Raw genomic sequence first — 13,402 nt, forward strand, 5'->3', positions numbered from 1 at the left:
TATTGTTGGGGGTGGGGATCGGGGGATTCTATGAGTGTCGATTTGTCGGACGTGGTGTCTGGTTCTGCGGTGGGGTTGCGTGGACGTCTGTGGCAGTTGACGGCCGCGGAGTTACGCGCGGCCGCTGTCGAGGCGAGTGCGGAGATTCTTCGTCTCGAAGCGGTTCGAGTGGCCGTGGTGGACGAGCTGTCGATGCGTCCCGACGATCAGGTGATTGCCAGTCGCGGTGTCGGGTCGTGGTTGGCGGCGAACACGATGCTGCAGGTACGGGACGGGAAGAAGATCGCCGCCCTCGGTGCAGCGCTGCGCGCGTTCCCGGCCGTAGCGGCAGGCTTCGATGACGGGGATTGCTCCTTCGAGCACGCCGCGCTGATCGTCTCGTTCTGTGAATCCCCACCTAAAGGCATGCCTGAGGAAGCGCTAACAAAGTGCATCGACCTGCTGCTCGCGGCTGCGTCGGGTGTGGAAGCGACGACAACGAAGGTGCGGCACGTCATCGCAACCTTGGAGCGGTTGTTCGAATCGGATGAAATTCCGCCCGCCGAAGATGTCGATCGCAACGAGTTGCGGATCGCCTCGACATTGAACGGTCGGGTGGTGGTCCGCGGAGATTTCGACGCCCTCACCGGCGAAATGCTGCTGTCGGCGTTGTCGAATCTGACGATGCCCACCCCAGCACCGGACGGCACTCCTGACGCTCGGTCCGCGGCGAAGCGGACAGCGGACGGGTTCACCGAATTGATCCGCCGCTATCTGGATTGCGCCAAGACCGGTACCGATGGCGGGCAGCGTCCGCACGTGAACGTGCACATCAACGCCCGCGACCTGGCTGAGCACCGGGACTGCGCCGCCGCGCCTTCTGCTACTGATGTGGACGACGAAGGCTCACATGATCTGAACCTGCCGGATCTCGATGTGGGGCACATGCCGTGGATGGGACCGTTGTCGGTGTCGCAGACGAGGTTGTTGGGGTGTGATTGTTTCCTCTCGACCGTGTTGCTCGACGATCATGGCGCGCCGCTCGATGCGAAACCCGGAAAGCGATTGGTCACTGCCGAACAACGAGTCGCGTTGATTGCCCGCGACAAGGGCTGTGCGTTCCCGGGGTGTTCATGTGTTCCGGCGTGGACTGATGCGCACCATATCCGGCACTGGGCTAACGGTGGCCCGACGGTGATGAGCAACCTTGTCCTGCTGTGCCGTTCACATCACCGGCTGATGCACCGCAAGACCGGGTTCGTCGGGAGATGGGAAATCCGGATCGGTGTCGACAACAAACCGTGGTTCATTCCGCCGCCCTCGATCGACCCCGGGCAGCACCCACGGCCGGCGAACACCACCTTCAAAACCTGAAGGCGCAAACCTCTTCGGAGACAACAGAAACGACCAGCTTTGCATCGGCATGGACCCGATGCGGGGCTGGTCGTCGTGCTTGGAGAAAACTCGTCAGAAGATGCTCTGAGTGCGCCAGAGATCCGAGACGGAAACCCCAACGCGCTCGAGAAGTGTTCGCACCAAAGGTAATCCGATGCCGATGACACTCGAGGGATCACCCTCGATCCTCTCCACGAACCAGCCCCCGAGACTGTCGAGGGTGAATGCTCCGGCAACTTGGAGCGGCTCGCCCGTTGCCAGGTATGCCTCGAGATCCTCGGTGGAAGGTTGCGCAAAATGAACGACCGTTGCGCTGTGATCCGAGGCCATGCGAACGATGCGGCCGTCGGCCACGCGCAGGACACAGTGCCCGGTCAAGAGGGTGGCACTGCGACCGGCCATTGCCGCCCATCGCTTTCGGGCGATATCGACGCTGCCCGGCTTACCTTGAAGCTGCCCGTCGATCAGGAGCATCGAATCGCACCCTACAACCACGACGTCGGTTAGATTGTCGGCGGCGAGGCCGGGGACGATTTCGGCGGCCTTGGCTTCGGCTAACACCGTCACGACTTTTTCGGGAGCGGCGTCGGGGCCGAGGTTGTCGGCAATCTTGTCCTCGTCGACACCGGAGACACGGACAAGCGGCGAAACCCCGGCCGCCCGCAGAACTGCGAGGCGAGCCGGGGACGCTGAAGCTAGAACCAGTTGAGTCACGTCAGCAGATACTGATTGTCAGCTGCGACGGATCGCGGGGTTCAGGTACGCGTACGGCGAGAACGGTGCACGCGTGCGGTGGAACTGAGTCGGGTCGCCCCAGGTCTCCGCCGGAACGTTGGACTCGGGAGCCTGACCGCTGCCGGCAGCTGCAGCGAGCACACTGACCAGTGCCGCAATCTCGACGTCCGTGGGTGAACCCTTGACGATCTTGATGACCGACGCGTCGGATGTCGACGTCTCGGTCAGCTCGGTGAGCGAGACGTCCGTCGCGCTTCCCTCGACGACTGCACCGTTGGTCGGTGCAGTCTCCGCCAGTGCGACATCTTCGCTGAGAATGTCCTCGGTGGTTGCGGTCATAGGGGAATGTTCCCATGCTTCTTGGGCGGAAGGGAAACGGCCTTGCGCTCGAGCAGTCGCAATGCGGAGACGATTTGTCCGCGGGTGTGCGACGGGGGAATGACTGCGTCGACGTATCCGCGCTCAGCGGCGACGTACGGGTTGACGAGTGTGTCCTCGTACTCGTTTTGCAGCTTGAGGCGCAGTGCATCGACGTCTTCGCCGTTCTTGGCGGCTTCGAGAAGCTGCTTGCGGTAGACGAATCCGACTGCCCCGGATGCACCCATGACGGCGATCTGAGCGGTGGGCCATGCCAGGTTGACGTCGGCGCCCATGTGCTTGGAGCCCATGACGTCGTACGCTCCGCCGTAAGCCTTGCGGGTGATGACCGTGATCTTGCCGACCGTTGCTTCGCCGTACGCGTAGAGGAGCTTCGCGCCGCGGCGGATGATGCCGTTGTATTCCTGCTCGGTTCCAGGGAGGAAGCCGGGAACGTCGACGAGGGTGATGATCGGGACGTTGAACGCGTCGCAGGTGCGCACGAAGCGAGCGGCCTTCTCGGAAGCGTCGATGTCGAGGCAGCCCGCGAACTGGGTGGGCTGGTTGGCGACGATGCCGACCGAGCGTCCGTCGACGCGCCCGAAACCGACGATGATGTTCATCGCGCGCTCGGCCTGGACCTCGAGGAACTCGTCGTCGTCGAGGATGCGACGGATGACCTCGTGCATGTCGTACGGCTGGTTGGCCGAATCCGGGATGAGGGTGTCGAGTTCGATGTCCTCGGCGGTCAGGCTGTCTTCGATCGAACCGACGATCGGGTCGGTGATCTCGCCGCGGGGAGCGGCTGCCTGGTTGTTGGACGGCAGGTAGCTGAGTAGGTCCTTGACGTAGTCGAGTGCGTCCTGCTCGCCGGAAGCGACGTAGTGGGCGACACCGGACTTGACCATGTGGGTGCGAGCACCGCCGAGGTCTTCCATCGTGACGTCTTCACCGGTGACCGTCTTGATGACGTCGGGGCCGGTGACGAACATCTGGGAGGTCTCGTCGACCATGACGACGAAGTCGGTCAGCGCGGGGGAGTAGACGTGGCCGCCGGCGGCGGGTCCCATGATCAGTGAGATCTGGGGGATGACACCCGAGGCCTGGACGTTGCGGTGGAAGATCTCGCCGTAGAGGCCGAGCGAGACGACGCCTTCCTGGATGCGCGCGCCTGCACCTTCGTTGATGCCGACGAGGGGGCGACCGGTGCGGATCGCGAGGTCCATGACCTTGACGATCTTCTCACCGTAGATTTCGCCGAGCGATCCGCCGAAGACGGTGGCGTCCTGTGAGAAGACACAGACGTCGCGGCCGTCGATGGTGCCGTAACCGGTGACGACGCCGTCGCCGACCGGGCGGTTGTCAGCGAGACCGAAGTTCACACTTCGGTGCCGTGCCAGTGCGTCGAGTTCGACGAAGGAGCCCTCGTCGAGGAGGGCGGTGATGCGCTCGCGGGCGGTCAGCTTGCCTTTGGCGTGCACCTTGTCGATGGCGGCTTCGCCGCTCGGTGCCTGCGCCTGGGCTTGGCGATTCCGCAGGTCCGCGAGCTTTCCCGCGGTCGTGTGGATATCGGGTGCGGCCGCCGCCGCCGGCGCGTTCGGCTCTTGGACAGTGGTCATGGACGTGAGCTTAACGAGAGTGCGTGGGGGGCTTCGAAGGCAGGTCCGATTGTCGCTGTCTTGCAGGCTCAAGCTACTGACCAGTACATTCTCGCTGTCGTCATAGGCTGGGACTATGTGGACCGACTTGAACCGACCGCCCCTCGACGGCAATGCCCTACGACGCGCACTCGTGCGCAGTGACAACGACGATGCGCGCGTTTTCTGGAACCGCCTCGACGTTGTCGAGGAGACCGGCTCGACGAACGCGGATCTCCTTGCGCGAGCGGCAGATCCGGATGCCGACCGTCATGTTCTGATCGCCGAATATCAGGCGAGTGCGCGCGGCCGTCATTCGCGCACTTGGGTGAGTCCTCCGCAAGCGCAGATCTCGATGTCGGTTCTGTTGTCGATGCCCGGAATGAATCTCGCAGACATGGGCTGGCTGCCGCTGCTGTCGGGAATCGCGGTCGTCGACGCACTGCGCAACGTGGCAGAGGTGCCCGCAGAACTCAAGTGGCCGAACGACGTTCTGATCGGTGACAAGAAGGTGGCCGGAATTCTGGCCGAGGTGGCAAGGACGGCGCCCGATCCCGCGGTGGTGGTGGGCATCGGACTGAACGTGAGCTTGGGTGTCGAGGAGCTGCCCGTCCCGACCGCCACATCGCTCCTGATCGAAGAAGCATCGACCGTCGACCGTGACACCCTCGTTCGAGCAATCGCCCGCGAGTTGGCGACTCAATTCCGTGCTTGGGAATCGTCGAAATGGGATACATCTGTGTTGGCTGCCGAGTACCGGCAGCGCTGCGGGACGCTGGGTAAACGAGTCCGCGCGGTTTTGCCGGGCGACAAGGAGGTGTTCGGTATCGCGACCGACGTCGACACTTCCGGTCGCGTCGTCATCGAAATCGAGGGAGCAGAAGGAGAGAGCTTTGCGGTCGCAGCTGGTGACATCACACACCTTCGGACCGCCCCGGTAACCGAATCGTGAGCCTTGCCGGATTTTCTGGCACCAAAGTGCTAATTTTTGGCCCGGACCTGTTTCGAACCAACCGTCCGTCCTTCATTTCACTCGACTGCGGGATTTACTTAGCTGCCTAGGGGCGTCATGACCACACCGATCGTTGTTCCGACCGAAGCCGAGACGGCCGAGAGCGCCCGCCGCGTACTCACCGGCGTCACGGTGCTGCTCGGTGTCCTCACATTGGGCCTGGGTATCGCGGTACTCGCGTGGCCGGATGCCACCCTGTTCGTGGTGGCGGTTGTCATTGCGATTCAGCTGTTCGGATTCGGACTCGTCCAGATAATCCGTTCGTTCGCGGACGTGACGGCTACGGGTGGAACCCGGACGTTGGTCGCGATCTCCGGCGCGTTGGCAGTGCTCCTAGGATTCCTCGTTCTCCGAAGCCCTTTGCAGACCGTGGTCCTGATCGCATTGGTGATCGGCGCGTGGTGGGTATTCCGAGGGGTGCTCGACCTGGTCGATGCGGCATCCGGCCACACGGTCGATCGAGGTCTGTCGATCGTGCTCGGAGTCATCAGCATCGTTGCCGGCGCAATCGTCCTGTTGCAGCCGGAACTTTCACTCGACGTCTTCCGCATCGTGGTCGGTGTGTGGATGGTGCTGTACGGCATCATCATCGTCGTGACCCCGTTGGTGCTGCGAAAGATCGCCCAGCCCTGAGAGTTGGCCTGATTGACGGTGTGCCTGAAAGTCGGTGCGGGATGGCAGACTTCCCGTCATGGGATATCCCGAAGACGCCCTCGCTCAAGACGAGGAACTGATACTGCATCGCCATCCTCACTGGAAGATGTTGGTGCTTCCGGCGCTGACGTTCGTGCTTGCCACGGCCGTCGCCGGGTTCTTGTTGGGCCTCGCTCAGACGAGATTGGACGGCACGGCTCGGGCCGTGTCGTCCATCGCCGTCGGAATCGTCTGGCTCGCCGTCGTGGCTTGGCGATCGATTGCGCCGTTCACTGTCTGGAAGTTCACGCATTTCATCGTCACCGATCGACGTGTGCTCATCCGCCACGGAGTGCTCACGCACACCGGTATCGACATTCCCATGGGGCGGATCAGCAATGTTCAGTTCCGCCACGGCTTGATCGATCGAATGCTCAAGACCGGAACTCTGGTCATCGCTTCTGCCAGTGACGATCCGCTCGAGTTCGACGACATTCCGGATGTCGAGCACGTTCACGCCCTGCTGTATCACCAGGTTTTCGATTCCACGCAGCAGCCACCACCGCCTCCGCCACAGCGGCCGCCAGGTGAAAACGACGACCCGAACGATCGAAATGGCTGGTAATCAACGTGCAAAGGCGTGTTGTCCGTAGTCTGTTCGTGTGACTGCCGTATTGCTAGCCGAAGACGACGAGGCCATTGCTGCACCCCTCTCCCGCGCATTGGGGCGTGAAGGGTATTCGGTGACGGTCGAACCGACCGGACCCGCTGCGTTGCAGCAGGCGCTCGAAGGTGATTTCGATCTGTTGATTCTCGATCTCGGCCTTCCCGGCATGGACGGCCTCGAGGTCTGTCGACAGATTCGTGCGCATCGCACCTCGCTTGCCGTTCTGATGCTGACCGCCAGAACCGACGAAGTCGACTTTGTGGTCGGCCTGGACGCGGGCGCCGACGACTACGTCAGTAAGCCGTTTCGCCTCGCCGAGTTGATGGCACGTGTGCGAGCACTCTTGCGTCGCCACGGTGGCCGCGAGGACACGATCGTCGAGGTCGGTGGCATCAGGCTCGAGCCGGCGGCGCGTCGCGTACTCGTCAACGGCTCCGAAATCGCCTTGGCCAATAAGGAATACGAACTTCTTCGAGTCCTCCTCGAGCATGCCGGGGAAGTAGTCTCGCGCGATACGATCCTTCGCGAGGTGTGGGGCGACGTCGAGCTACGTGGATCGAAGACGCTCGACATGCACATGTCGTGGTTGCGCCGAAAGATCGGTGACGAAGGCCCGGCCGTGGAACGCAGAATCGCCACCGTCCGCGGTGTCGGATTCCGAATCAACACCGACTAGCTTCTCGAGAATCAGGAACTGCCGGCATGCGACGTCGCATATTGCAGTCGATTCTCGCTGTCGTGATCATGACGGCGTTGCTGCTGGGGGTTCCGCTGATCTACACGGCGTGGCTCTGGGTCGAGGACGTCACGCGGAGTGATCTCCGGGTGCGACTCGACCGGATGGCCGCCGAGGTCATTGCGCAAGAAGGGACGAACGGACTCGTCGAAGGTGCGTTGAACACCGATTCGCTCAAGGTCCTCACTCCCAACGACGGGCGGCTCGTCGTCGTGTATCCGACTGCCGTCGACGGCGCTGCGCGTGTCGACGTCGGCGAGGCGACGGTCAAGAACGCACTCGTCGAATCGCTCGCGATGGGCACCTCCGGATCGTTGCGCCTCGAGGTGCCGTCGGAGAACCTGCGCACCCAGCAGAAGCAGGCGGTGATGGCGGTCGGCGTACTCGTGCTTCTGTCCATCACAGCAGGCACCGTGGTCGCTGTGGTCACTGCGCGGCGGCTTGCCGATCCGCTGCAGGACGTGGCCGACCGGGCGGCGCGCCTCGCCGAAGGCGACTTCCGTCCAGATCCTCGTCGGCACGACATCCCCGAACTCGACCGCGTTTCCGACGTCCTCGACGCGGCAACCGTGGAGATCTCCGTGCGGCTGCAACGAGAACGCGCGCTGGTTGCGGACGTCTCTCATCAACTGCGCAGTCGACTGACCGCGGTGCGGCTGCGCCTGGACGAGTTGTCCGTTCACGAAGATCCTGACGTCGTCAACGAGGCAGAGGAAGCCATGGCGCAAGTCGACAGGCTCACCGACGGAATCGACGACCTGATTCGCTCGTCGCGTACCAGCGGGTCGTCGGCAAGTTTGGTGTCGGTAGTCGGCGAGCTGGAACAGGTGACCCGCGACTGGCAGGCTCAGTTCGACGGAGAGGGGCGCAGGCTCCGCCTGCGAGGCGATCGCACAGTGATGGCCGCGACCACCGGATCGCGTCTGCGTGAAGCTGTTTCCGTTCTGGTCGACAACTCGTTCGAACACGGTGAAGGCACATGCACGGTGTCTGTCCGATTGATCGACGGTGCCGGGCGCAGTTCGTCTCGTCGTGACTCGATGGTGTGCGTCGAGGTCACCGACGAAGGCGCCGGCGTGGAAAACGATCTTGCACCGCATATCTTCGACAGAGGATTCTCGGGGGCCGGGTCCACCGGCGTCGGGTTGGCGCTCGCACGCGCTCTGATCGAAGCCGACGGGGGGCGATTGGAACTGCAGCGGCGTAAGCCTGCCTTGTTCGCGGTCTTCCTGCCCGTGGCCAACACTGCTCCGCCCGCGGACGTCGTTCCACACCGCGAACCGCGCTGACCGAAAGGCTCGCGCTGACGGAAGACTCAGGAGTGTCCGAGTTCCTCTTCGGCGTCCGGAATTACCGGGTCGGGCGCGGTGGTTTCCGATAGCGCGGTGGTTTCCGATAGCGCCGTGGTTTCCGACAGCGCCGTGGTTTCGGATAGCGCCGTGGTGTCCGACAGTTCGAGCGGTTCTGGATTCTCGTCGGGAAACACGAACTTGCGGAAGGCCCAGAATCGGAACGCCATCTGCAGCAAGTTTCCGATGACGTACGCACTGATGAAGTCGGCAATGTTCTCCGTCGCCAAGCTCACTTCGGGTACGCGCAGGTTGAAGACGTAACTGGAGATGTACAGCGGGATGAAGCTGATAACGACACCGATGGCGCTGATGATGAAGAACAGCGCAGCTTCGTGCGCTGGTTCACGGCCGCCGCGGTTCTTGAACGACCACTCGCGGTTGAGAATGTACGACGCGATCACCGCGACGACGCCGGCGATGATCTTGGCCGTGATCGGCTTGGATTCGAGGATCGACAGCTTGAGTGTGTAGAAGATGCCGGAGTCGATCAGGAAGGTCGTGCCGCCGACGATCGCGAATTTGATCAGCTCGCTGTGACGCAGAGCGATGTCACGAAACGGTTGGGGTATGCGGGCAATGACCCCGTCGACAAATGGCACAACAGATGAGTTTACGAAACGAAACCGTGCTACCACCAATTTGCCGCGGAATCATCAGCAGAATCACAGATTGGGAACGCTGAATGAACGGGCGATCGCGACACATGACAACATAGAGAGCCGTGACCGGCAACAACGATCCCGTGCAATCGCCCGCCCGCCCTACTCCGCCGCGGCCGGCGAAAGAGTCCATGCCCGTCGTCACCATGATCGGTGGCGGACAATTGGCCAGGATGACGCACCAGGCGGCGGTGGCCCTGGGTCAGACGCTCCGAGTGCTCTCCGGGACCGCGGACGAACCGGCAGCTCAGGTCAGCCCCGACGTCGTACTGGGCAGCCACACCGACCTCGATGCTCTCCGCCGTGCAGCGGTCGGTTCCAACGCATTGACGTTCGACCACGAGCACGTGCCGGCCGAGCACCTCGAGGTTCTTGTTGCCGAAGGCGTGAACGTTCAGCCGCCGCCGCAGGCTCTGATCTTCGCTCAGGACAAACTGCTCATGCGTCGAAAACTTGCCGAACTGGGCGCACCCGTACCCGCGTACGCCGAAGTGACGTGGGCGGAAGACGTCGTTCGATTCGGCTCCGAACACGGTTGGCCGCTTGTCATCAAGGCAACACGCGGAGGCTACGACGGCCGCGGCGTCTGGATCACCGATGATCAGGACGAAGCAGAAGCCATCGTCACCGAGCAGCTGGACAAGGGTGTTCCGCTGATCGTCGAGGAAATGGTCTCGATGCGTCGGGAGCTGTCCGCCATGGTGGCGCGGTCGCCGTTCGGACAGGGCGCTACGTGGCCGGTCGTCGAAACGGTTCAGCGCAACGGACAATGCGCCGTCGTGATCGCACCTGCCCCCGAGCTTTCGAGTGCCGTTGCCGAGGAAGCCGAACAATTGGCGTTGCGCATCGCGTCGGAGCTCGGTGTCGTCGGCTCGATGGCCGTCGAACTGTTCGAGACGACCGACGGCACTCTCGTGGTCAACGAGCTGGCCATGCGCCCGCACAACTCCGGTCACTGGACGATGGACGGCGCCCGCACCTCTCAGTTCGAACAGCACCTGCGCGCGGTTCTCGACTACCCGCTCGGCGATACGTCGCCGATCGCGCCGGTCACCGTGATGGCCAACGTTCTCGGTGCACCGGAAGCTCCCGAGATGACGATGGACGAGCGTGTCCATCACCTGTTCGCTCGGATGCCTGACGCGAAGATCCACCTGTACGGCAAGGGTGAGCGCAAGGATCGCAAGATAGGGCACGTCAACATCGTGGGCGGCGCTGGATCCATCGACGATCCGAATTACGTTGCCGCAGTTCGGGAACGCGCCGAGCGTGCAGCACATTGGCTTTCGTACGCAGTTTGGACCGACGGATGGGATGTACACGGTGAGTGAGAGCGCGCAGGTCGGCCTGATCATGGGCAGCGATTCGGATTGGCCGACCATGGAAGCTGCAGCCGAAGCTCTTGCGGAGTTCGGTATCCGCTTCGAGGTCGGTGTCGTCTCGGCGCACCGCACGCCTCAGCGGATGCTCGACTACGCCAAGGAAGCCGCCGGCCGCGGACTCAAGGTCATCATCGCCGGTGCCGGAGGCGCCGCGCATCTTCCGGGCATGGTTGCCTCGGCCACGCCGTTGCCCGTCATCGGTGTTCCGGTGCCGCTCAAGTACCTCGACGGTATGGATTCGTTGCTTTCGATCGTCCAGATGCCGGCCGGCGTCCCGGTGGCGACAGTGTCGATCGGTGGCGCTCGCAACGCCGGTCTGCTGGCTGTTCGGATTCTCGGTGCTTCGGATCCCGCACTGCAGCAGCGGATGGTGGCGTTCCAGGAGAGCCTCGAGTCGATGGTCCTCGACAAGGACAAGGCGCTCCGCGAAAAGCTGCTGGGTTGATCTTCTCATGTGTGCACGGCGCGGGCTGCCGCTGATCCGAGCGAGTCGGGGTAGCAGGCAGTCCGCGTTCGTCACTCGCGTCGCCCTGCTGTACGCCGGGATTCTCGGCGCGGACATCAGCTTCGACGACGAGTCCGGAATCTTTGTCGCCTCCGGATTGCGCGGCGGGTTCGCCAGAGGCGGAACAACTCTCGGTGGTGTATATCTCACCCGGCAAAACACGACTCGATCCGTCCTTCGTCACGAGGCCGTTCACGCAGACCAATGGGCCACGTACGGAATCGCATTCGGGTTGTTGTACCTCCGCGAGGAACTGCGTCACAGGGGGCCGCAGAACCGATTCGAAATCGAGGCCGGACTCGAAGACGGCGGTTACCGCACCTGAGTTGAAAGTTGCCGAAGCTGAGTAAAAGCTACTGTTGGCGGCATGGCTCGTTTTCCGACTAGTGAGCGCTTCGTCCGTTGGAGCGCGGATCATGCTCGCGGTGTGGACATTTGCATTGCGACGGTTGCCGCACTGTTCAGCGTTGTCGTTGCGGTCGAGGCGAGTCCGCTTGCGGTGTTCATCTCGCTGGGCATGACCGTTCCGCTGGCGTGGCGACGCTCACGGCCGGAACTCTCCGGCATGGTCATCGCGGCGTTCGCGGTTCTGCACGTGATCGTCATCGGTAATACCCTGCTCGCGTCCGCCGTCGTGGTTCCCATCTCCCTGTACGCACTTGCTGCCTACGGCGCACGGTGGAGTTCTCTCACGGGCCTGGTGCTTGCGTTGCTCGGCTCGATTGCCGGGACCGTTCGATACTTCGGCTACAACGGAATCCCCGTGTCTTCGCAGGTGATGCAGTCCGTGGCCGTCATGATCTTCATGCTCGCGGTCTGGGCGTTCGGTGATCTGCGCCGAGTGCGCACCAAACAGTTGGAAGGGCTGACCGAGCGCGCTCGGCTGCTCGAACTCGAGCGCGCGCAGGAAGCGGAAATTGCGACGATCAGCGAACGGTCGAGGATTGCGCGCGAGATGCACGACATCGTCGCCCACTCGTTGACCGTTGTCATCGCCCAGGCCGACGGCGGACGCTACAGTGCGGCCAAGGATCCTCAGGCTGCAATTCAGGCACTCGAAACCATTGCCTCCACCGGGCGCCAGGCGTTGACCGACATGCGATCGCTTCTGTCCGTCCTGCGTGAGGACACACCACGCGATTTCTCGGTGATCCCGGGCGCCGGCGACATCGACAGTCTCTTCCACGAGTTGCGCAGCAGCGGACTCGATATCACCGTCAGCGTCAGCGGGGAACCGCGTGAACTCTCCGCCGGCGCGGGGTTGACGGCGTACCGCATCGTTCAGGAATCGCTGACGAATGTTCTCAAGCATGCCGGGCCGGGGGCGCAGGCGAGCGTCGAGATGACGTGGAGTGACACCGAACTCGTTCTCGGCATCACCGACGACGGACGAGGTGGCAGCGCCGCGCTGGTCGAATCGTCACCAGGCGGACAGGGACTGATCGGGATGGCCGAGCGCGCCAAACTGCACGGAGGCAAAGTCACCGCCGGACCGAAATCAGGCGGCGGATACAGCGTCCGGGCCGTCCTGCCATACGAACGAACGTCTGGGTAAACATGAAACGTCTGCGTAGGTCTTAAGGTGGGTGGCATGGACGAACACGTGGCTCCGATCGCAGTTGCACTGATCGACGATCAACAGCTGGTCCGCGCCGGTTTCCGAATGGTCATCGACTCGCAGCCGGATCTGTCTGTGGTGGTCGAGGCATCGGACGGTCAGCAGGCGTTGACCGAATTGGCCGCCCGTCATGTCGACGTTGTCCTGATGGATGTCCAGATGCCCAAGATGGACGGCATCGAGGCGACACGTCGGCTGCTGACCGACCCGAATGCGCCGAAGGTCGTGGTGCTCACCACCTTCGACAATGACGAGTACGTGATGTCCGCCATCAGGGCGGGCGCCAGCGGATTCCTGCTCAAGGACGTCCCACCGGAGCAGTTGCTCGACGCCATCCGCACTGTGCACCGCGGGGACGCGGTGATCGAGGCCAGAGCCACTCGGCGACTGCTACAGCACGTCGGACCGCTCCTGGAAGGCTCGGCGCCCGAAGCGCAGTTGCCTGATGAGTTGACACCGCGCGAGGTCGAGGTGCTCGAGGCCATGGCGTACGGGCTGTCGAATTCGGAGATCGCCGCGAAATTCCACGTCTCTGAGACGACAGTGAAAACCCATGTCGGACGGGTTCTTTCGAAGACCCATTCACGTGATCGCGTGCAGGCAGTCGTCTTCGCTTTCCAGATCGGGCTTGTCCGGCGCGCAGATCTCCTCGGTACCGAGGGTTGACGAGCAGCTCTGTTCAGTCCTACCCCGGGATGACACCGGGCTTTCCAAGATCGCCCCGCGCTCCGACGC

General features: G+C 62.9%; 15 protein-coding genes. 11 read left to right on the forward strand and 4 right to left on the reverse strand.

All coding sequences use genetic code 11. The features are described from left to right. Positions 1–30: 30 nt before the first annotated feature. Complete coding sequence (locus ACSW29_RS11790) at positions 31–1,353, forward strand: DUF222 domain-containing protein (protein WP_448277293.1); 1,323 nt, start codon at positions 31–33, stop codon at positions 1,351–1,353. Between the two features lie 93 nt (positions 1,354–1,446). On the opposite strand, the gene ACSW29_RS11795 is transcribed toward ACSW29_RS11790, so the two are convergent. Genes ACSW29_RS11795 through ACSW29_RS11805 form a run of 3 tightly spaced genes read right to left on the reverse strand, consistent with a single transcriptional unit; the run spans position 1,447 to position 4,085 of the window. After that, entirely contained in the window at positions 1,447–2,088 is a 642-nt protein-coding gene (locus tag ACSW29_RS11795) for a Maf family protein (protein WP_007731146.1), read from the reverse strand. 18 nt (positions 2,089–2,106) lie between these two features. Next, positions 2,107–2,448, reverse strand: coding sequence for an acyl-CoA carboxylase subunit epsilon (locus ACSW29_RS11800; protein WP_230812517.1), 342 nt, complete (start codon positions 2,446–2,448; stop codon positions 2,107–2,109). Beyond that, on the reverse strand, positions 2,445–4,085 hold the full coding sequence (locus ACSW29_RS11805; RefSeq protein ID WP_448277294.1) for an acyl-CoA carboxylase subunit beta: 1,641 nt from the start codon (positions 4,083–4,085) through the stop codon (positions 2,445–2,447). Before ACSW29_RS11805 ends, ACSW29_RS11800 begins: the two co-directional genes overlap by 4 nt. A gap of 115 nt (positions 4,086–4,200) precedes the next feature. Here ACSW29_RS11805 and ACSW29_RS11810 point away from each other — a divergent pair, with 115 nt between their 5' ends. The 5 genes from ACSW29_RS11810 to ACSW29_RS11830 all read left to right on the forward strand — a co-directional run bounded on the left by ACSW29_RS11810 (position 4,201) and on the right by ACSW29_RS11830 (position 8,440). Continuing rightward, positions 4,201–5,055, forward strand: coding sequence for a biotin--[acetyl-CoA-carboxylase] ligase (locus ACSW29_RS11810; RefSeq protein WP_448277295.1), 855 nt, complete (start codon positions 4,201–4,203; stop codon positions 5,053–5,055). Positions 5,056–5,172: 117 nt separating this feature from the next. After that, the gene (locus ACSW29_RS11815; RefSeq protein ID WP_230812521.1) at positions 5,173–5,748 is read left to right on the forward strand and encodes an HdeD family acid-resistance protein; all 576 of its coding nucleotides are present in this window, start codon (positions 5,173–5,175) and stop codon (positions 5,746–5,748) included. Between the two features lie 58 nt (positions 5,749–5,806). After that, positions 5,807–6,373, forward strand: coding sequence for a PH domain-containing protein (locus ACSW29_RS11820; RefSeq protein WP_317825425.1), 567 nt, complete (start codon positions 5,807–5,809; stop codon positions 6,371–6,373). 37 nt (positions 6,374–6,410) lie between these two features. Then, a complete protein-coding gene (locus tag ACSW29_RS11825; protein ID WP_003940916.1) occupies positions 6,411–7,091 on the forward strand; it encodes a response regulator transcription factor in 681 nt (226 codons plus the stop codon). A 26-nt stretch (positions 7,092–7,117) separates the two neighbouring features. Further along, entirely contained in the window at positions 7,118–8,440 is a 1,323-nt protein-coding gene (locus ACSW29_RS11830; protein ID WP_283303545.1) for a sensor histidine kinase, read from the forward strand. Between the two features lie 26 nt (positions 8,441–8,466). Here the strand turns inward: ACSW29_RS11830 and ACSW29_RS11835 are convergent, their stop codons facing one another. Next, positions 8,467–9,102, reverse strand: coding sequence for a GtrA family protein (locus ACSW29_RS11835; RefSeq protein WP_448277296.1), 636 nt, complete (start codon positions 9,100–9,102; stop codon positions 8,467–8,469). Positions 9,103–9,224: 122 nt separating this feature from the next. Here ACSW29_RS11835 and ACSW29_RS11840 point away from each other — a divergent pair, with 122 nt between their 5' ends. Genes ACSW29_RS11840 through ACSW29_RS11860 form a run of 5 tightly spaced genes read left to right on the forward strand, consistent with a single transcriptional unit; the run spans position 9,225 to position 13,333 of the window. Then, positions 9,225–10,493: a 5-(carboxyamino)imidazole ribonucleotide synthase gene (locus tag ACSW29_RS11840; RefSeq protein WP_448277297.1), complete on the forward strand. Its 1,269-nt coding sequence runs from the start codon at positions 9,225–9,227 to the stop codon at positions 10,491–10,493. Continuing rightward, entirely contained in the window at positions 10,477–10,989 is a 513-nt protein-coding gene (purE, locus tag ACSW29_RS11845; RefSeq protein WP_317825429.1) for a 5-(carboxyamino)imidazole ribonucleotide mutase, read from the forward strand. Before ACSW29_RS11840 ends, purE begins: the two co-directional genes overlap by 17 nt. Positions 10,990–10,996: 7 nt before the next feature. Continuing rightward, positions 10,997–11,374 carry a hypothetical protein gene (locus ACSW29_RS11850; protein WP_230812540.1) on the forward strand — a complete coding sequence of 126 codons (378 nt, stop codon included), beginning with the start codon at positions 10,997–10,999 and terminating at the stop codon, positions 11,372–11,374. A 42-nt stretch (positions 11,375–11,416) separates the two neighbouring features. Then, positions 11,417–12,604, forward strand: a complete 1,188-nt coding sequence (locus ACSW29_RS11855; protein ID WP_230812542.1) for a sensor histidine kinase — start codon at positions 11,417–11,419, stop codon at positions 12,602–12,604. Between the two features lie 36 nt (positions 12,605–12,640). Beyond that, positions 12,641–13,333: a response regulator gene (locus ACSW29_RS11860; RefSeq protein ID WP_230812545.1), complete on the forward strand. Its 693-nt coding sequence runs from the start codon at positions 12,641–12,643 to the stop codon at positions 13,331–13,333. The last annotated feature ends 69 nt before the right edge of the window (positions 13,334–13,402 follow it).

Source organism: Rhodococcus sp. GB-02 (assembly GCF_053470465.1).